Source organism: Streptomyces sp. NBC_01363, from assembly GCF_026340595.1.
Classification (GTDB): Bacteria; Actinomycetota; Actinomycetes; order Streptomycetales; family Streptomycetaceae; genus Streptomyces.
On the sequence record NZ_JAPEPF010000002.1, the window covers coordinates 2548891 to 2566854 of the forward strand.

Consider the following 17964-nt stretch of genomic DNA (forward strand, 5'->3'; position numbering starts at 1 on the left):
ATGAGACGGGCGACCTGGCCAGGTGTGGCCACTCTGCATGGAGCGAGTGTCCGGCCCGGCCGGACCGGAAAGCCGATCCCCCGCAGCAGACCCCGACGAACTGCCGACGACATGGGAGCAACCGGTCTGCTGACCGCCAGTTGCACTGTCCAAGACACTGAGCGCCACGGCAGGAGGAGCGGCCGACCCTTTCGGGCGCGGCACACGCATGTGGTGCTGTGTCCGACGGAGTTGCTCCAGGCGCTGACGCCGTCCCCAGAGAGGAGGGGGACGATCGGGGCACCCACGTACGCGGGCTCGACGAAGCACAGCCCGGCGGTGTCACACGTCCAGGCGTCGGTGCGACACACGCTGGACAGCGAGCGGCTTGAGGGAGAGCTGCCGATCCGTCCGGTCCTCGACCAGTGCGTGGATGCCTGCGATGCGTTCGGCCCGAATCCGCGGAAGATGCGATCTGCCGCCGTCCGCCGTCCGTACCGAGCAGACCTCTTGCCAACCATGCTCCGTGCACAAGCACTCGGCCGGCCGCTGAGGAGCCGCCAGGAGTTGTCGCCAAATGTCACTCCCACATCAGGAGTGAGGCGGGGGTGACTGCTGCTTCGTGGGACCGGGCGGTTTTGTCGTAGCGGCTGGGGATGCTGCGCCACTGCTTCAGGCGGTTGAAGCACCGTTCCACCACGTTGCGGGGCCGGCCCGGTCGGAAGCGAGGGACCCGGATCGCTTCCATCACTGCGGTGAACTGGGTGCAGTCGTTGGTGCTCCGGCCCGTGAGGACGAAGGCGAGCGGGCGGCCCCGGGCGTCGCAGGCCAAGTGGATCCTGCTGGTCAGACCGCCCCGGGACCGACCGATTGCCGGGTCGCGGAGCCCTCATTTCAGGCCCCGGCAGCATCCCGGTGGGCCCGGACGATCGTGGAGTCGACCGACACCAGCCACACGATCCCGTTCGGAACCCTGTGGTCGTCCAGCCGCTTTCGTCCCCGCAACGACTCAGGCCAGCGGCCGGAGGAACTCCCACTCGGTATCGGACAGTTCATGACGACGTATCGCGACCCCGTGATCCACCATCCAAGATCATTTGAAGAAGCTGCCTAGAGTCGGGCGGAACTCGGGTCGGCGGCCGTGGCGTCGACCGTTTCGGTATGGTCCATGGCCACCCGCAGCGTCACGGCAGCTACGACTCCCGCCACCAACCCACAGGTCAGGGCGGCCGGAACGCCGCCACCGATGCCGGCGGACAGTTGCAGCAGCCCCCAGCGCAGGCCCACACCGTCCGTAGCCACCCGCAGTACCTGGCTCGCCAGCAGCCCGAGGACGGTGGCGCAGACCGCGCCCGCCGCCATCGCCGGGAGGGTGGTCCGGGTGAGCAGTCCGGGCAGCCGCCGCAGTGCCCACCACACCACGGCGAGCAGCAGTACGTCGGCGGCCCGGTACAGGAGCCAGCCGCCGAGCGGCGTGCCCGCCGGGCTAGACCAGGCGCCGAGCAGCAGCCACTGGCGCAGGAGATCACCCGGTTCGGCGAACAGTCCGTTGCTGGGGGAGACCGTCTGGAGGGCGGCGGCGACCTCCTGGTAAGAGAGGACCACCAGGGACAGTGCGATCACCGCGGTCCCGGCGGTTGCGGCCAGGCGGGCGGCGCGCGCCGGGACGGCCTCCTGCGGCAGTGGGCCGGCTCCCTTGGTGGTGACCCGCGCGACGAGCACCGTCCCCACTGCCGCGACCAGTGCGGTTGCCACCAGGGCCTGTCGTCCTGAGGAGATCACGCTAGCCAGCTGGGGCAGGAAGCGGTAACTGCCGTGCCCCTGCGAGGCGATGAGCCACGGCGCGGAGACGGTCACCGCCAGGGTCCCGGCCACCAGCCCCCAGGCCCACACCGCGAGCAGCGCGGCCGGCATCCTGCCGTGCACCGGTGGCAGCCTGCGGATCAGGAGCAGCGCCACGGGCACGAAGAAGGCGAAGACCGCGGCGAACCGGATCTGCAGGGCGGTTGTGTACAGCGAGAGATAGCGGGTGCTGCCGTTCCCGGCCGTGTCCCCGGTCCCGCCGGGTACCTCGGCCCCGAACCCAACCGAGGCCGGAGGGTCGTACGACCAAGGGGTGAGCCAATGTTCGAGCTCGGCGGCGGCCCGGCCGCCGATCACACCGGTGGTACCCGGCAGGTGAAGGGCCTGCGTACTTGCCCCCGCCCACCACAGGAGCGTCGTGAGGAGCAGCCCTCCCACCAGTGCCGGAATCGCCGCGCGCCGGTATGTCATGTGCTGCCCCCGCCTTGACCGCTCATCCCGTGAATCCCCTGGCCATGGAGATTACGAGGCGCTGATCACGTCCGGATCACGGCCGTACGTCTGCTTGCCCGGACGCCGGGGAAGGCGGCGCGAGTTGGATGTGTCGAGGACGATCGGCCAGCCGACGATCGGGCAGTCGGTGATCGGTGAGGTGGCTGCCGAGCCGACTTCCGGAGTCGAGCGGTCAGCCTCGGAGCTGGGACATGTCCTCGTCACTGAGACTCAGATCGTCGGCCCCGAGGTTCTCCTCCAAGTGGTCCAGAGAACCGGTGCCCGGAATCGCCAGCACCGACGGAGACATCGCCAGCAGCGAGGCGATCTGCACCTGCGCCGTGGTCGCGCCCAGGCGTACTGCGACCTTGCCGAGCCGTTCGGCGTCGAGTGGGTTTCCGCCACCGCCGAGCGGGAAGTACGGCACGTACGCGATGCCCGCTTCCGCGCATTCCGCGAGCAGCCCCATGTCACCGGCGTGCTGGTTCTGCACCGCCGCGACGGGTGCGATCGTCCGGGCCTCGGCAAACTGGACGGCGTCGACATTACTGACACCCAGGTGCCGGATCAGCCCCTCCTCCCGGAGCTCGGCCAATACCGCGAACCGTTCGGCGATCGACTCCCCACCCGGCCCGGTCATCCCGCCCACTCGCAGATAGGCCAGGTCGAGTCGGTCCAGCCCGAGGGAGCGCAGATCCGACTCGACCAGGCCGCGCAGCTGATCAGGCGTCGCCTGCTCGCTCGGCACACCATCAGGCCCGAGCATGGGGCCGACCTTGGTCGCGATGACCAGGTCGTCACGGTAGGGGGTCAACGCCGTACGGATCAGCTCATTGGCCCGCACCTCTCCTCTGCCGTAGAAGCCGGCGGTGTCGATGTGGTTCACACCCAGCTCCACGGCGCGCCGGAGTACCGCGATGCCGTTCTCCGGGGCTCGCGGCGGACCGTCGAAGGTCCCCATCGCCAGGCGCATTGCGCCGAAGCCGAGCCGGTTGATGGTCAGGTCTCCGCCGAGGGAGAAGGTCTTGATCGTCATGAGGCTCATGGTGCCCGCCGCCACAAAGGTCGGCGAGCTCGCGGCAGCTTGCTGCCAGACTGGAGGGATGCGGAACGAACCCGTGTTTTCAGTCCAAGGGGACGCAGAGCTGATCGCGCGTGCCGGTCATCTCTTCGAGTCCGCGCACAGCGAGTTCCTGTGTGCCGCCAGGGACCTCAAGACCTGGTCACAACCGGAGGCCAGAGCGGCCATCCAGAGCCGGACGCGTGCCACGAAATCCCCGGGCTTCGCTGCTCGAAAGCTGCTCAGCCCGGTGGCGCTCGCCGAGGAGGAGGCCCGCGCGCACCTGCGGCTGGTACAGAAGGAGGGGGCTCTCGTACGGATCAGCAGCTCACCGCTGCCGCACGAGACCATCCTCATCGACCGGCAGGTGATGATTCTTGCCGGCCGGGAGACTCCCACCGGGCGTGAGTACACCGTGACGACGTCGCAGATCCTGATCGACGGCGTCCATTCGCTGTTCGGAGCAATCTGGGACGAGTCGTCCGATCTTGACACCTATCTGCGCAGCGACGTCCCCCATCTCGACGCCGACGGCCGCATGATCCTCAAAGCCCTCGGTTCGGGACTCACCGACCAGTCGACGGCCAAACGGCTGGGTGTCTCGCTGCGTACCTACCGACGACGCGTGGCCGAGCTGATGACCAAGCTCGAGGCGGGCTCCCGCTTCCAGGCCGGGCTACGTGCGGGTGAGCTGGGGCTGCCCCGCTGACCGTAGTGATCATTCATGCCTTCAGCGGTCCGTACACTTGAGCGCCTCGGGTCATGCAACCAATCGCCGCGGCAACCCGAAGAGCTTCCGAAGCCAACACCTCTGACGAGAACTCGCGGATACGGCCCAACACTCTGACCGGGCAACTCTGCAGGGTCCGGACGGGCGAGACTCCGTACAGATGCCTCTGTTGGCGGATAGATTCATGCTCACGATGAAGGAGGGGTGTGATCATGGTAGAACGCGCTGTTCCGCCTCGTGTGGTGGCCGCGGAGCGTGTCGCCTCCGAGGCGGGATTCAAGAAGAGTTGTATCCCTGAAGTGGGCAGATTGCTCAGACTGGCCGCCGCTGCGAAACCCCAGGGAACCATTGCGGAGAGCGGCACCGGCTCGGGAGCGGGCACCGCGTGGCTGCACAGCGGCCTTGGCGCCGGTGCACGCCTGGTCACCGTGGAGCGTGACGAGGGGCTGGCTCGTCGAGCGGCCGGTGTCTTCGCGGACGACAAGCGCGTCAGCGTTCTCACTGGGGACTGGCGGCTGCTTGAGCAGCAAGCCCCGTTCGACGTTTTCTTCTGCGACGGCGGAGGCAAGCGTGACGACCCCCAGGGAGTCGTCGATCAGCTCGCTCCCGGTGGCCTTCTCATCCTGGACGACTTCACTCCCTCGCCCCATTGGCCGCCTCGGTTCGGCGGCGAAGTGGATGAGCTCCGCATGTTCTACCTCACTCATCCAGCCCTGGAAGCCGCCGAAGTACTCACAACTCCCACCAGTTCAGCGGTTGTTGCGGCACGCCGGCTGTAGATGACGGCGAACTGGCCCAACATGTACCGACGGTGGGCCGGATGCCGCGCAGGCACCATAGCCCTTGCGACGGGCTCTGCGATCACCGGCACCTGGTTCCCACCGGCCGGGGCCGGTACCGTCCCCGCGCGGCCGGCCGAACTGGGCACTTCGACAGGAAGGCCGGCGCCTCCTCACGGAACCCCGCTTCTCCGCGAACGAGCAGATCGTCGTCGACGCCGTCACCAAGTTCGTGACGGCCCGGCCTGTGCCCAGCGTCACTGCAACCGCCTCCACCCTGATGACCCACGCCACCGGCATCCCGCTCGCCGCCACACCGCCCAGTTGATCCCACTGCCGCCCGCCGTACCGCCGGTACAGGGCAAGCGCGGCCGACCCCGTCACCGCCCGGATACGCTCTCATCTGCTGGCGGCGACTGCACGCTCTACCGAGCGAGGGCCGGCTAGACCGCCCGCGCCCACGGCCGCAGCTTCTCCGGATTGCGGACCACCCAGATCCGGGTGACGCGCCCGTCGGAGACGTCGAACGAGGCCACGGTCATGACGACGCCGGCACGCTGGGCCACCAGGCCCGGCATGCCGTTGACCGATCGCTCCAGGAGTTCGAGCCCCGGAGCCTTGTCGGCAATGGCGACCATGTACTGGGCGATGCGCGTGCCGCCCTCGACCGGGCGCAGAACGGTGCCGACCATGCCGCCGCCGTCGGCGGTCATCACTGCGGCCGGGTTGAGGAGACCGATGAGAGCTTCGATGTCCTTGGTCTCCCATGCCTCTTTGACGTGCCTCACCACGTCGGTCTGGCCGGTCGCCGCCACTGGAGCGGGCGCGACGCTCACCCGCCGCCGGGCGGAGGCCGCCAACTGCTTGCAGGCCGCGGGCGTCCGGCCGAGAACGTCGGCGATCTCGGCGAACGGGTACCGGAAGACGTCGTGCAGGATGAACGCCACCCGCTCGGCGGGCGTCATCGACTCCAGGACGACGAGGAAGGCCATGGCTACCGACTCGTCCAGGACGATCTGGTCGGCGGGGTCTGCAGGGCCGGTGAGGTCGGCACCGCCCGCATGGTCCCACTCGGTGCGGTCGGGCAGCGGCTCGGGCAACCACGCGCCGACATAGCGTTCACGGCGGGCCCGCGCCGAGCCGAGCAGGTCCAGGCAGATGCGGCTGGTCACTGTCGTCAGCCAGGCGCCGGGGGAAAGGATCTCCTTCTGCCGGCTTCGCGGCAGCCCGTACCAGCGTGCGTAGGCATCCTGTACGGCGTCCTCGGCCTCGGTCACCGAACCGAGCAACCGATAAGCGACATTGATCAGTTGGCGTCGCTCACCGGATATCTCATCCGTGCTGGTCCCGACAGTCCCCATGCTTCCGGTCGCCCCCTCGCCTTACCTTTCGCACGCCCGCTTCGTCGGGCTGGTGAGACCTTATCGATCTACTGCCCGAGGGCGGAAAAGGGGACTGCGACATGGCCACTCAGGAGACGGCGACGGCGAGCGTACAGCGCGGCTCTTCGTTCTTGCAGGTCGCGATCACTCTGCAGACCCTGACCATTTTCCTTCAGGCGGTCTCCGCCGGACTGCTGCTGACCTCGTCCTTCGGAGAGACGCTGCACAGTGTCGGAGCCCGTGTGATGTACGGGGCGTCGATGCTGTATGTGCTCGCGGCGGTGCTGGCATGGAAGCCGGGCGGCGGCTCGCCCCGGCCTGTCTGGCACGCGTCAGGTTTCCTCGTACTCGCCTCGGTTCAAGTCGTGCTCGGCATCGCTCACGTTCCGTCGGTCCATCTCCCTCTTGGTGTCCTGATGTTCGGTCTGAGCGTGCTGGCGCTGGCCCGGCGCTAGGGTCCGATACGGGGCCCGCGCGGATCAGTACAACCAGTAGGGCTTTGCCAGGGGGTGTCGTAGGGCTGCCATGGGGGGTGGGTTGTCGGCAGGTGGGGCAGGTGCCGGTCCACGTGCCTAACAGGTGTTGGAGGAGGTCCAGTCCCAGGGTGGGTCCTCGTACGGGAGGGCGGCGTTCGCGCCGTAACCGGCGTCCGCGACCAGCACCGCGCGCCGGAGCCCGACCGCTGCCGACTCGTCGAGCATCTCCAGCGCAACCTGCCACTTCGGCCGGTGACGCTCACCGCCGGGGATCCGGCAACGGGCCCGCCGCCCGCGGCCCGTCCCAGCCCTGCCGCGCGCTCGCACAGTAGAGTTCCCCATCGAGGTCACTATTTACGAAAGAAGAGTCATGCCCCGAAAGACGGCGGCTGCTCTACGTCTGGATGCCATCTGCTGGTCCCATCTTCGGAACTACCGGCGTAGGCCTTCACGGTTTTCACCCCCACACGCGTCGTCAGGCGTCTCGTTTCGAAGCCGAACGGGGCCTTCCCGCCCGGGAGCTCGAAGATGCCGCCCAGTGCCGGCGAGCAATCGTGCGCCGTCCCGGATGGCCGCTCTACCTGCCCAAGCCGCACCTGCCTGGCTATGACATCTGGGACGACCGCCTCCTGATAGAGCGAGCAATAGGCGCTCTCGACAGACGAGCAGCCCGGGAGATCGCGTCGGTCGTCAGAGAGGCCGATGCCGAATTCCTGATACGCACCCTGCCTGACCCTCACGCGCCGTGTGCCGTCAGTTGCGACGGGGCCGGGCTCCCCTTGTCGCCCCGCACAAGCAAGGCGACCTCACTCTGGCGGACGTCTCGGAAGAATGCTGGGCTTACGAACCCCTCTGATGCATGACCACCTGAGCCTGGCGTTTCGCGCAGTTCAGTGCGTTAGGAGTTCCAAGTCCAGGCCGTCGCCACCATGCACAACCCCGCCAAGGCCGCATGATCCGGACAGGAACAGAGCCACGCTTTACCTGCCCAGTCACAGCCTTCGCAACACGCTTTAGGGGCAATACCGGTGCTTTAGTGCTTAATTCGTGGGGTTGGGGATGTTTTGGTGGGTTCGACGAGGGTGACGGCGGGGGTGGCCGGGCGAGGTGGGTTGTTGTGTTCGGCGCGTTTGAGTGCCCAGTTGGACATTTTGCGTTTGATCACTCGCGGGTTGGACCGTAACCGCCGTGGTTCCAGGAGGCGTTCGGTGATTTCACGCAGGGTCTGCTTCAGTGCCCGGGTGAGCCGGGAGGGGGGAAAATCCCGCCTGGCTGGTGGTCTGCCGGCGGACGACGCGCAAGGTGCGGGTGAAGGACATCCGGTCCGGATCCTCCCTCTCCTGCCGGGCGGCCTGGTGCATGAGGTCGCGCAGGGCGTGGTGCACCAGGAGGAACCCGAAGATCTCCTGCTCGGCCCCGACCGGATACTGGGAGCGCAGGACGAATCCGGGTCCGCCCAGGTGGATCTTGATCTCGTCGAAGGTCGTCTCGATCTCCCAGCGCTCGGCGTAGAGCGCAGCGAGCTCCACGGCCGGTGCGGTGGCCGGGTCCAGGAGCGTGGTGACCAGCCGGTAAACGGCGCCCTCCCCACCTGGGCCCAAGGCGTATTCGATGACGCGAACCTGTGCCGGGTCGGCCCGCCGGTTCTTGTCCCGGGCGGCAACGATCTCCGACAGATACGAGCCATCGGGCAGCGCGGCCACCACGGGCAGGACCGCGTTGCTCCGGACCCGCCACAACAGGTCCGCGCCGGTCGACGCGGCGGCCCGCCACAGATCGAAGCCGAGGAAGCCCCGATCCGCCAGGAGCAGCATTCCTCTGGTCAGCGAGGGGAACAGACGGGGGCCAGGGCCGTCTCATGCACCGCCAGTGGCGCGACGTCGGCGGCGAACACGGCGTGGGTACCGCACTCGACCAGGGCCACGGCCCTGGCCTGCGGATACGCGCTCCTGCCCTGGCCACGCCCCGTTCCCGGCCGTCCGAAGAAGGCGGCGTTGGCCTGCGTATCGGGAAGGTCGAAGGTCGTCCCGTCCACCGACACCAACCGCAGGCCCCGAAACCACGCTCCCGTCGTCGCCGGGAGCGCCACGGGCCGACAGACCCTGGCGAACAACGCCTTCATCGGTTCCGCCCCCAGCCGTAACCGGGCCCGTCCGATCGCCCCGCTGGTGGGCACCCGCCACGTCTTCGACCAGCGGCGTTCGCGTTCCAGGCCCTGGGTGAGGAGCCGTCCGACCTCCTCATACCCCTGCCCCGAGAACAGGCACATCGCCAGCACGAAATACATCACCACCCGAGCGGGAAGCAGACGCTGACGTTCCTCGGTGCGTCCGCACTCCGCCACCACCTCATCCACCAACTCCGGCGGAAACGCACGCGTGAGCACTCCAAGGGCGATGCGATCCGAAAACCGATCGCCCTCAACTACCTTCAACTGTCCGGGCCTTGGCACACCAACTCAACGAGCCAGCACTATCAAAGTCACCGGTATTGGCTTTAGGGGATCAAGATCTTCCTCCAAGTCCTGACATACGACATGTGATGCTGACGTCATGACTGATCAACGCAAGGTTGCCATCGTCCGCTGGCGAGGTCAGGCCGCTTCCGCCGAGGGTGGGCTGACCGACCTGCTGGCGGCCTACCACCTGCGGACACAGGCGGAGAAGGGTGAGGCCGTCGCCGGTGTGGACGAGTTGTCGGAGCGCTACCGGACAGAGATCTTGGATCCACGGACCGCATTTGTTGACGATGTGGTGCTGCTGGCGGTGGGCGGGGACAGTGTGGTGGGCTGCCTGGTGGTGACCATCCCCATCGACGGGCGGTCCGAGCTCAAAAGGCTCTGGACGGATCCAACAGTCCGCAGTCTGGGTATCGCGTCCAGCCTGGTCGGCACCGCACTCGAGTACGCAGCGGAAAGCGGCGTCTACGCTGTGCGGCTGTCGGTGTGGGAGTGGCGGGCAGATGCGATCGCCCTGTACGAGCGGTTCGGATTCACCATTACCGATTCGTGGGACGAGAGGGATCAACTGGTCTGCATGGAAAGCGTTGTGTGAGTGGTCGCAGCCACTGGTCGCCGGCCGAGGCGAGGGCGGTCAACCGCCGATCGACCGGGTGAGCAACACTGCGGGGCAATAGGCCTGGTGCGTGATCAGCCCGTTGTCGGCCCCCGGGTGGGTCATCCGGGGGTGGGGACCGGCCAGGCATTCGGCCGGTCCCGGGCTGCCCAGCGGGGTGTGACGCCAGCGGCACTGCTACGAATGCAAGGGATTTGAGGCAGTCCTTAGCGCGGTCACTGAGCCGCGCCGGCGGACAACCAGCGACGTACACGCACTTCCAGCAGCACGCGCCTGCCTCCTGGGCGAGCAGGGGCGGATACGTCCCACCCGTACTTGTCCTCGAACGCAGTCACGATCTCAGGGGGGAACCGGTCGAGAATCAGTGAGGCGTCTCCTTCGGCGACGACCGGGAGTCGACCGTCCTCCAGGGCCAGGGAGACGCGCGGATCGGCCTGGATATTCCTGACCTTGACCGAGCTGTGATCCACACCGATCCACCACCTGGCGGCCTCGTAGATGAACCAGACGGGCGTCACATGAGTCGAGCCGTCCGGCCGCACGGTGCACAGCCAGACATTCTTTTCCGTGGCCAGTCGCATGCGGACGTCCGAGCCCGGAAGATTCGCAAGAGCACCCATGCTCCCATTCGACCAGCACTCCCACTGAAGTACATCGGGCAAGGAACTGGACCAATGTCCTAGGTCCCAGTACCCAACTGACCTGGGCCGCCGTGACCGCGCGCCGTGAACCGGTCGACCGGGCGAAGGCTGCGGGAATAGCCAAGAGTTATGGTCCGAGCGTACGCGCGACCCGAGACATCGGCAGGTGTCTATGGACGCTTTGCCGGGACTGGTGGGAGCGTGGGCCAGCGATCGAGCATTCGTCAGCGGATGTCCGTGCTGAGCCTGCTCAGATCGTTCAGGCCGGGGCGGTCGGCAGCCATCCGTCCGACGACACCGAGCCGGTGGACGAGCCGTTGCCGGGCGGTTGCGGTGCCCCATTTCCAGTCCCGGTCCGGGATCCGGGCCAGGTGGTCAGTGGTTCCGCGGTGGGCCCTCTCGACCAGCGCGTCGCCTCGTAGCAGCCAGCCTGCGCATGCGTCGGCGAGGTCGCCGTGGAGTTCGGTGCTGGTTGCGGTGCGCCATGCCGTGCGGTAGGCAGTCTCCGCCCGGTCCAGCAGCGGAGCGGATGCCGCAGTGACACACCAGCACGTCGGGAAGCCGATGCGCAGGTAGGCGAGCTCCACCAGTCCGCTGCCCCAAGATGCCTGTTCGAAGTCGATGAACCTGATCCCGCTGGAGGTGTGCAGGTCATTGCCGGGACGCGGATCCCCGTGGAGAAGGGCGTGCCCCGATGCCTGGCCGAGCCGGTGCACGAGGTCGTCGAGCTCGCCGGACACGCCAGGAGTGACCGCTACCTCAAGAGCCTCGGCCAGCCTGAGGAAGGATTCGACGTCGGCGCTGTCCGGACCCAGCCAGCGGGGAAGCATTCCGATGTCCTGCGGGCGGGCAGCGGCATGCAGCCGGGCCAGTGCCGCCGCGTAGCCGACGATCCAGTCGCTGGACGGGCGTTGGTGGTCCAGATGTTCCAGGACCAGCACCCGTTCGCCGGGATCGGTGCCCAGCAGTGCGGGCACCACGGGCGGCTCAGCCCGTGCGGCGAGGCGCAGCGCGGCCACCTCGCGGGCATACCGCTCCTCGGCGTCGGGACCGTCGACGATCTGCTTCACCACCGCCGGTGCCCCGGCCAGGTCCACGCGCCACACACGTGAGCGCGGGCTACTGCTCAGCCGCCGAGAGTGCCTGGGGGAGCCCAGCTCTGTCCGTAACTCGTCCCCGAACGGCGGTCGCGACCACATGGGCTCATACTTCCACTACTTCCACTACTTCCACGCGGGCCAGCGGGCCGGCGGGTCTGCGGATCGCGGCGACGTCCGTCGTCCGCTGTCGGGCATTGGCTATGAGGATGTGGAACGATTCCGGCGTCCGCCGCGTTGTAGGCGGGCACGTTCAACTTGTTCTGTTTCGACGTTCCGTGGAGTCGCATGCCAGCCGAATTGCACACTCTTCCCTCAATCACCGACCAGGCAGAGCGATTGATCGAGCTCGGAGTGCATGAACTTGGTGGCTTTCGGCCTGCCGAGCTGCGCTCCATGGCCGCAGAGACCGGGGCTCGTACCGGACTTCTTGTGGTGCGCCCGGACCGGGTTCCGGCATCGGCCCTCGCGCCTCTGCTTCGGCATCAGGGGAAGCAGGGGTTCATCGTGGTGGACATGCCCGATATCGATCAGTTCTCGCCCATCCAGACCGTGAACGTACCCGACGAGCCAATCTACGTGGTGGAGGGCCTCGACCGAGGCGATCACATGGCGAACTGGAGCCCTCACGAGGCACTGCCCGCCATCGTCGAAGGAGGCCGCACTCCATTGCTCCTGATTGAGGGCATCCACTGGGTGATCCAGCAGCCGGCGGCACTTGAACGGGGCCACTGCTTCATGACCATCGGCTCCCGCTTGCGGAGAGCCAACGGCACACTCGACGCGCGAACCCCAGCCTTGTGGATCAGCAACGGGACCGGGCGAGACGGCCGAGACAACCGTGATGCACCGAAGGTGGGCTGGTGTTGGGCGGGCAACCGGCACACGTGGCTCGGCTTTGCTTCGGCGACCGGTCGAACCACGGCCTGATCCGACTGACGCAACTGGCCACAGTGGAACGAGATGTCGTCCTGCCAGTAGTCCGCAATCCGACCAGGTCGGCGGATCAGGTCAGCTGAGACCACTGCCGGTTCGGAGAGGTTGATCCGAGACATGGGACGAGCCCCTTCGGGGCACGAAAGTTAGCAGGCCGCTGTCGTGCGGCGGAATCTACTGAGATCACGGCGGTGCCGGTTGTTCGGCGAGTGAACTCCGAGATCTGCGCGGTGTACTTGGCCTGGGCTGCTCCGTTGGCGCACACCGTTTGTACTGCACATCGCCTTCCGGTACAGGGCCGACAGCGCGTCGTCGATGGGGTGGTGCTGCGGCTTCCCCGAAGAGTCCGTCTCGTTCCGCCTCATGAGTTTGACCGCGACGGACATCTGCCGCTTTCCGTCGGCGCGGGTCAGGGACATCGTTGCGGCTCCCCGGACCGTGCCGTCGTGGCCCCAGAACGTGCCGCAACCGGGGATCGTGACCTGGTGCAGGCCGAGGCCGTAGTCGATCGTCCTCGTCCCTTCCAAGGTGTGGACCGGCACCGTGCGCTGCATCTGCGCCAGCGACGACGGCTTGACGATCCTGCCGGCGAGCAGCCTGCCGTAGAAGCGGTTGAGATCCTCCATGGTCGATACGAGAGAAGCAGCCGGCTCCCCAGCATCGAAGCCGGCCGACGGGCTCGTGCTGCCGGCCGATTCGGCCCCTGTCTCGTTGGCAGTGGGAACCGCTGTCACCGTGCCCGCACAGATGCTCAGCGCGGCCGCGCTTCCACAGACCATCAGTCGGATCTTCAAGACACTCGTCCTCTCGTGATCAACGGGTGCAAACGGGTTCTCTCCGTGTGCACTTCGGTGTCGACGGCTCACTCGGCGAGGGTGCGGCGCAGCACTGCGCCGAGTTCGGCGATCTGCCGCTGTGACACCTCGGCGGACAGGATCGCCTGCGACCCGTGGAAAGTGCCTGGTCACTGGTGCAGTTCGACCGAAACGCCCGCCTGGAGCAGGCGCAGTGCGTAGACGGCTTCGTCGCGGTTCGGACAGAACTCCGCGGTGGCGATGAATGCGGCCGGCAGGCCCGACAGGTCGTCGGCCTGCGCCGGTGCCGCGTACGGGGAGGCGGAGATGGAGCCCAGGTAGTGCCGCCAGGCCGCGGTGGCCTTGTCGCGGTTGAACCAGGGGGTAGCCGTGAAGTTCCGCGCCGACCACGTCTCCTGCCGATCGTCGAGCCCCGGCTGGTTGAGGAGTTGGAAGCGGATCGGCGGCCCCGCTCATCACGCGCCCGCAGCGCCACCGCGGCCGCGATTCCCGCGCCGGCACTGTGCCCTCCGACCGCGATCCGCTCCGGGGCGATGCCGAGTTCGGCTGCGTGCTCGGCCGTCCAGGCCAGTACGGCATAGGCGTCGTCCAGCGTGGCCGGGAACCGATGCCCGATGCTCGGGGGCCAGGCGGTAGCCCACCGAGATCACCACCGCGCCGGAACTCTCCGCGACCCGGGCAGCCCACGGGTGCTCGGTCTCCAGATCACCCATGACCCATCCGCCGCCGTGCAGCCAGACGATGGCACCCCGCGCCAGGCGCGGGCGATAGATCCGCACCTTCACGTCCGGGTCGGCAGGCACCCTACGGTCCTCGATTTTCATGCCCGCGGTGTCCGGTGCCGGCACCGCGGCGGCCAATTCGGCGAAGTTCTTGCGCTCGGCAACCGGATCGGCCAGGTCGGCCCGGGGGGAACAACGGGATGAATGCTTCGAGTTCGGGATCCATGTCGGCCATCCTTCCGGCCGCCGCCCCGTGAGCTCATCCGCCATCCGTCGCGCATCCAGCACGGATCGCGCACCGAACGGCGCCCCTCCTCCTGGCAAGGAGGGGCTGGCTGTACGGCCGTGGTCCCGTCGGCGCATCCAGTGCGCAGGCTTGCGCGCTCGGTGACTGCTCCGCGCACGACAGACAGCCACGCCGGTCAGAGCCTGTGGCCGGCTGTGCTGCTCAACATGGCCAACCGACGCGTGTCCTGTGACGGCTGATCCGGAGCGCGCGCCACCGAAGTCCGACGGAATACCGCATCGGCTCCGGCTGCCCTACTCGGTCTGGCCCGACTGCTCGGCGGAGCGGGCGCGCCGATGGGCCGCGACCCGTTCGCGGGTTGCGCATCGGCGGGAGCAGTAGTGGCGTTCCGGGCCGCTGCCTTGGGTGATGAAGACGTTCCGGCAGCTGAGTGAGGAGCAGATCCTGCCGGGCGGACGCTGGCGGTCCCAGACGAGGACGGTCAGGGCCATACAGGACGAGGCGAGGAGCCACTCGTCCCAGGGAGCGTCGTCGTCGGGGTCGAGATGGGGGTGCCAGGGGGTACTGCCCCCGTGCGAAGTCAGGCGGAGCGGCCCGGTGTGTTCCTGCAGGAGGCGATTGAGGCCGGCGGCGGCAGCGTCGGTGGTCTCGGCGGCGAAGACTTCCCGCAGCAGGGCGGCATACGTACGCATCCCGGCGACATCGCGAGTGGTGAGGTCGACGGGGTCTGTCTCACCGTATGCGCGAAGCACCTCGGCGACTTCGGCCGGGTCGGGGCAGTCGTCGTCGAGAACGTTGATCAGAGCGGCGGTTCGCCGAGCCATGGTCAGCACGGAGTGCCGGGTGGACCAGTCGTCGAGGTTGGAGGGCACGCAGACAATGTAACGCATCTTGCTGAGTTTTGGGTTACCTCCGTAACGTCTTATACATGAAAATGCGTTACTCGCTCCGCCTCTATCTCACCGGAGCAGTGGCAGCACGTGCCGGGGACGAGATGTCAGGACCGGCACTGATGCTCGCAGGATTCACACTGGCCGGATCGTCCACCGACGCGTCGTCGCTGCTCGCGGGCATCACGATCTCCGCCGCGGTAGGAGGGCCGGTGCTCGGGGCGCTTCTCGACAGAGCGGGACGGCCGGGCCGCCTGTTGGCAGGGGCCCTCGTCCTGTACGCGGCTGGTCTGGGGGTGATCCTCGTGGGGCTCGGCCGCTTGCCGTTCGCTGTCACGATCCTGATCGCCGTGTTCACGGGGCTGCTGGGGCCGGCCCTGTCGGGCGGATGGACGGCTCAACTGTCCCGGGTGGTAACGGGCGACGGTCTGCCCCGGGCGAACGCGCTCGATGCCATGACGTTCAGTGCGGCGAGTCTGGCCGGTCCGGCCCTCGCCGGCGGCATGGCGGAGGTGCTGGGAGCTCCGACGGCCGTGGTGGTCTCCGCAGGGCTCATCTGCTTGGCGCTGCCCGCCGCGTGGATGCTGCCCGCCCACTCCGGTTGGAGGCGGGGCCCTCGGGCAACCTCGGTGATCGGCGACCTTGCTGCCGGAATACGGGTCATCGTCAGGAGACCGTCTCTGGCCCGAGCGACCCTCAGCTCGGTCGTCTCCTGTGCGGCTCAGGGCATGCTGACGGCCTGCATCGCGCTGCTCGGCGAGCGTGTTCTGGGCGGAGCCGGCCGTGGCGCGATGCTGCTCTCCTGCGCGGCGTTTTCTGCCTTGATGGCCAACGCCGTGCTCGCACGGTTTCCGCGCTCGGTCGCGCCCGACACAATCATCTGGGCCGGTGCCCTTGTCCAGGCTGCCGCGTTGGCCTTGGCCGCGTCGGGTCGGCCAGTCGTGCTGATCGCGGCCGCACTGATGGCCGGGATCGGCGAAGGGCCCCAACTGGCCGCCTTGTTCGCAGTACGCCACCGGGAGGCCCCGGAACACCTGCGCGGCCAGATCTTCACCACCGGCGCCAGCTTGAAGATCACCGGATTCGCCATGGGAGCGTCCGTTGCCGGACCGATTGCGGCCTGGTCCTTCCCGGCACTCTGATACTCCCAGCGAGTGTGGCAGTCCTCGCGGCATTGGCCTACTTCGTCATCCCGTCGACAACCGTCGACTCGGCCGAGGACCGGGCGACGTCGCATTGAACAGGGCCGAACCTTGAGCGTGTGCCGTGGAAATCCGAGCGGCCACGTCGAATCTCCCAGCACAGCAGTCCGATGGCGGTTGCACCTCGGGGAGCCGGTACACGCGCCGATGGGGCTGCGTACGCGTAGGACTCCGGCGAAATCGCCGGCGGCTGAGCGATGAGCTGACTGATGAGCTGCGTCTGGTCAGGAGTGTTGGGACGGCTGTCGTGCCGCTCCTTGAGTCATTTGCCCGTCCGAATCGAGGGCGACGGCCATGTCGGATTCTTGCCGGACAGCGGGTGGTAGTCGATGTTTGATTGCGCCCATGACCATCACACGGCCGAACGACGCCTACCTCTTCCGCTCTCTGCACACTCCATCCGTGCCACTCGCGCTTGCCAATGCCTGGGATGTTGCGAGCGCCCGCGTCATCGAGGCCGCGGGCGCCCCCGCGATCGCCACCACCAGCGCCGGGGCCGCATGGTCGCTCGGCTCTCCGGACGGCGACGTCCTTGCCCGCGACCGAGCGCTGCAGCTGATCGCCCGGATCGTCGACGCCGTCGCGGTTCCGGTCACCGCTGATATCGAGGGCGGATACGGGAAGGACGCCGCCGGAGTCGCCGAGACCGTCACCGGGGTGCTCGCGGCGGGCGCCGTCGGCGTCAACATCGAGGACGGCACCCGGCCCCCGACAGAGCTCGCGTCGCGGCTGGCTGCGGCCCGGCAGACCGCGGACCGCGCAGGTGCGGGCCTGTTCCTCAACGCCCGTATCGACACCTTCCTGTTCGGGCTCGGTGATCCGGACACCCGACTGAAGGAGACCCTGACCCGGGCCCACATGTACGTTGACGCGGGTGCGGACGGCATCTTTGTCCCCGGCGTCACCGACACCGCCACCATCACGGCGTTGGCCAGGGAGATCTCCGTACCGCTGAACGTCATGGCCGGCCCCGGCACCCCGACCGTTGCCGATCTCGGCGTCCTTGGTGTGGCACGCGTCAGTCTCGGCTCGGGCGTGGCACAAGCCGCCTACGCCGCCGCGCGCCGCGCCGCGCAGGAGCTCTTCGGTACCGGCGCCTACGACTCCCTCGCCGAAGGCATCGCCTTCCCCGAGCTCAACGCCCTGCTCTCCGAGCCCCACTGACCGGTTCACCAGCCGACTCCGCACACCCTGCGGCGTGGCCAACTTCCCAGCACGGAACGACCAATCGAAGCTTTCATCCGCATCCGCATCCGCAGCAACGTTGTGAACGATGACGGCACCACCGCCAACGGCTCCTCCTTGATCGACGAGATCGGCACCTACTACGTCTACGCATGGGCCGACGGCATCCACCTCCGCATATGCCTGCAGGAGGCGGAGGCGGAGGCGGAGGCGGAGGCGGAGGCGGAGGCGTGCGTGCTCGGGCTGATGGGCGTGCGCGGGGACGGCACCAAGGGCGTCGGCAGCGCGGCCGTCGCGTGCGTCATGGTGTTCAAGCTCGTCGAGTCCGCCCAACAGCGGCGGCGAGCCGTGAACGCACGACACCTCGTCGCCCTTGTCCGCGCCGGGGTCCGCTTCGAACGCGGCCAGCTCGTTGAACGGCCGCGGACGACCGCTGCATGAATAGGATGGCGGT

The 17964-nt window shown here is 67.9% G+C and carries 14 protein-coding genes and 7 pseudogenes; 8 read left to right on the top strand and 13 right to left on the bottom strand.

Annotated features, from left to right (window positions below; all coding sequences use genetic code 11):
* Nucleotides 1-559: 559 nt before the first annotated feature.
* The 3 genes and pseudogenes from OG611_RS38900 to OG611_RS38910 all read right to left on the bottom strand — a co-directional run.
* Nucleotides 560-930 (bottom strand): annotated as a pseudogene (locus OG611_RS38900) (transposase); the annotation flags it as partial.
* Between the two features lie 159 nt (nucleotides 931-1089).
* Nucleotides 1090-2253: a hypothetical protein gene (locus tag OG611_RS38905; protein WP_266431145.1), complete on the bottom strand. Its 1164-nt coding sequence runs from the start codon at nucleotides 2251-2253 to the stop codon at nucleotides 1090-1092.
* 214 nt (nucleotides 2254-2467) lie between these two features.
* The gene (locus tag OG611_RS38910; protein WP_266431147.1) at nucleotides 2468-3310 is read right to left on the bottom strand and encodes an oxidoreductase; all 843 of its coding nucleotides are present in this window, start codon (nucleotides 3308-3310) and stop codon (nucleotides 2468-2470) included.
* Between the two features lie 67 nt (nucleotides 3311-3377).
* On the opposite strand from OG611_RS38910, the gene OG611_RS38915 reads away from it, so the two are divergent.
* Nucleotides 3378-4043, top strand: a complete 666-nt coding sequence (locus tag OG611_RS38915; protein WP_266431149.1) for a DNA-binding response regulator — start codon at nucleotides 3378-3380, stop codon at nucleotides 4041-4043.
* Between the two features lie 227 nt (nucleotides 4044-4270).
* A complete protein-coding gene (locus tag OG611_RS38920) occupies nucleotides 4271-4843 on the top strand; it encodes an O-methyltransferase (RefSeq protein WP_266431151.1) in 573 nt (190 codons plus the stop codon).
* A gap of 443 nt (nucleotides 4844-5286) precedes the next feature.
* Here OG611_RS38920 and sigJ read toward each other — a convergent pair whose 3' ends face one another.
* On the bottom strand, nucleotides 5287-6204 hold the full coding sequence (gene sigJ, locus OG611_RS38925) for an RNA polymerase sigma factor SigJ (RefSeq protein ID WP_266431153.1): 918 nt from the start codon (nucleotides 6202-6204) through the stop codon (nucleotides 5287-5289).
* A gap of 101 nt (nucleotides 6205-6305) precedes the next feature.
* On the opposite strand from sigJ, the gene OG611_RS38930 reads away from it, so the two are divergent.
* Nucleotides 6306-6680: a hypothetical protein gene (locus OG611_RS38930; protein ID WP_266431155.1), complete on the top strand. Its 375-nt coding sequence runs from the start codon at nucleotides 6306-6308 to the stop codon at nucleotides 6678-6680.
* Between the two features lie 171 nt (nucleotides 6681-6851).
* Here the strand turns inward: OG611_RS38930 and OG611_RS38935 are convergent.
* Both OG611_RS38935 and OG611_RS38940 read right to left on the bottom strand, forming a co-directional pair.
* Nucleotides 6852-6992, bottom strand: a pseudogene (locus tag OG611_RS38935) (transposase); the annotation flags it as partial.
* Between the two features lie 923 nt (nucleotides 6993-7915).
* Nucleotides 7916-9153: pseudogene (locus OG611_RS38940) on the bottom strand (IS4 family transposase).
* A gap of 100 nt (nucleotides 9154-9253) precedes the next feature.
* Between OG611_RS38940 and OG611_RS38945 the strand changes: the two are divergent.
* Nucleotides 9254-9754 (top strand): N-acetyltransferase, encoded by a 501-nt coding sequence (locus tag OG611_RS38945; RefSeq protein ID WP_266431156.1) that lies wholly within the window; start codon nucleotides 9254-9256, stop codon nucleotides 9752-9754.
* 236 nt (nucleotides 9755-9990) lie between these two features.
* Here the strand turns inward: OG611_RS38945 and OG611_RS38950 are convergent, their stop codons facing one another.
* Both OG611_RS38950 and OG611_RS38955 read right to left on the bottom strand, forming a co-directional pair.
* The gene (locus tag OG611_RS38950) at nucleotides 9991-10395 is read right to left on the bottom strand and encodes a pyridoxamine 5'-phosphate oxidase family protein (RefSeq protein ID WP_266431158.1); all 405 of its coding nucleotides are present in this window, start codon (nucleotides 10393-10395) and stop codon (nucleotides 9991-9993) included.
* A 245-nt stretch (nucleotides 10396-10640) separates the two neighbouring features.
* Nucleotides 10641-11615, bottom strand: a complete 975-nt coding sequence (locus OG611_RS38955; protein ID WP_266431160.1) for a phosphotransferase — start codon at nucleotides 11613-11615, stop codon at nucleotides 10641-10643.
* 186 nt (nucleotides 11616-11801) lie between these two features.
* Between OG611_RS38955 and OG611_RS38960 the strand changes: the two genes are divergently transcribed.
* The gene (locus OG611_RS38960; protein WP_266431162.1) at nucleotides 11802-12443 is read left to right on the top strand and encodes a DUF5701 family protein; all 642 of its coding nucleotides are present in this window, start codon (nucleotides 11802-11804) and stop codon (nucleotides 12441-12443) included.
* Between the two features lie 284 nt (nucleotides 12444-12727).
* On the opposite strand, the pseudogene OG611_RS38965 reads toward OG611_RS38960, so the two are convergent.
* From OG611_RS38965 to OG611_RS38985, 5 genes and pseudogenes are all read right to left on the bottom strand, one after another.
* Nucleotides 12728-13228 (bottom strand): annotated as a pseudogene (locus OG611_RS38965) (serine hydrolase); the annotation flags it as partial.
* 185 nt (nucleotides 13229-13413) lie between these two features.
* On the bottom strand, nucleotides 13414-13704 hold the full coding sequence (locus tag OG611_RS38970) for an alpha/beta hydrolase fold domain-containing protein (protein WP_266431464.1): 291 nt from the start codon (nucleotides 13702-13704) through the stop codon (nucleotides 13414-13416).
* A gap of 65 nt (nucleotides 13705-13769) precedes the next feature.
* Nucleotides 13770-13880, bottom strand: a pseudogene (locus OG611_RS40805) (alpha/beta hydrolase fold domain-containing protein); the annotation flags it as partial.
* A gap of 46 nt (nucleotides 13881-13926) precedes the next feature.
* Nucleotides 13927-14349 (bottom strand): annotated as a pseudogene (locus OG611_RS40810) (hypothetical protein); the annotation flags it as partial.
* Nucleotides 14350-14526: 177 nt separating this feature from the next.
* The gene (locus OG611_RS38985; RefSeq protein WP_266431164.1) at nucleotides 14527-15123 is read right to left on the bottom strand and encodes a CGNR zinc finger domain-containing protein; all 597 of its coding nucleotides are present in this window, start codon (nucleotides 15121-15123) and stop codon (nucleotides 14527-14529) included.
* A 122-nt stretch (nucleotides 15124-15245) separates the two neighbouring features.
* On the opposite strand from OG611_RS38985, the gene OG611_RS38990 reads away from it, so the two are divergent.
* The 3 genes and pseudogenes from OG611_RS38990 to OG611_RS39000 all read left to right on the top strand — a co-directional run.
* Nucleotides 15246-16265, top strand: a complete 1020-nt coding sequence (locus OG611_RS38990) for an MFS transporter (RefSeq protein WP_266431166.1) — start codon at nucleotides 15246-15248, stop codon at nucleotides 16263-16265.
* A 405-nt stretch (nucleotides 16266-16670) separates the two neighbouring features.
* Complete coding sequence (locus OG611_RS38995; protein WP_266431168.1) at nucleotides 16671-17489, top strand: isocitrate lyase/phosphoenolpyruvate mutase family protein; 819 nt, start codon at nucleotides 16671-16673, stop codon at nucleotides 17487-17489.
* Between the two features lie 288 nt (nucleotides 17490-17777).
* Nucleotides 17778-17951, top strand: a pseudogene (locus tag OG611_RS39000) (IS256 family transposase); the annotation flags it as partial.
* Nucleotides 17952-17964: the final 13 nt, after the last annotated feature.

Excerpts from the sequence above, each read along its gene's own strand:
- OG611_RS38905 (WP_266431145.1), bottom strand. The coding sequence starts at position 2,253 with ATGACATACCGGCGCGCGGCGATTCCGGCACTGGTGGGAGGGCTGCTC.
- OG611_RS38910 (WP_266431147.1), bottom strand. The coding sequence starts at position 3,310 with ATGACGATCAAGACCTTCTCCCTCGGCGGAGACCTGACCATCAACCGG.
- OG611_RS38915 (WP_266431149.1), top strand. The coding sequence starts at position 3,378 with ATGCGGAACGAACCCGTGTTTTCAGTCCAAGGGGACGCAGAGCTGATC.
- sigJ (WP_266431153.1), bottom strand. The coding sequence starts at position 6,204 with ATGGGGACTGTCGGGACCAGCACGGATGAGATATCCGGTGAGCGACGC.
- OG611_RS38930 (WP_266431155.1), top strand. The coding sequence starts at position 6,306 with ATGGCCACTCAGGAGACGGCGACGGCGAGCGTACAGCGCGGCTCTTCG.
- OG611_RS38945 (WP_266431156.1), top strand. The coding sequence starts at position 9,254 with ATGACTGATCAACGCAAGGTTGCCATCGTCCGCTGGCGAGGTCAGGCC.
- OG611_RS38950 (WP_266431158.1), bottom strand. The coding sequence starts at position 10,395 with ATGGGTGCTCTTGCGAATCTTCCGGGCTCGGACGTCCGCATGCGACTG.
- OG611_RS38955 (WP_266431160.1), bottom strand. The coding sequence starts at position 11,615 with ATGTGGTCGCGACCGCCGTTCGGGGACGAGTTACGGACAGAGCTGGGC.
- OG611_RS38960 (WP_266431162.1), top strand. The coding sequence starts at position 11,802 with ATGCCAGCCGAATTGCACACTCTTCCCTCAATCACCGACCAGGCAGAG.
- OG611_RS38985 (WP_266431164.1), bottom strand. The coding sequence starts at position 15,123 with ATGCGTTACATTGTCTGCGTGCCCTCCAACCTCGACGACTGGTCCACC.
- OG611_RS38990 (WP_266431166.1), top strand. The coding sequence starts at position 15,246 with ATGCTCGCAGGATTCACACTGGCCGGATCGTCCACCGACGCGTCGTCG.
- OG611_RS38995 (WP_266431168.1), top strand. The coding sequence starts at position 16,671 with ATGACCATCACACGGCCGAACGACGCCTACCTCTTCCGCTCTCTGCAC.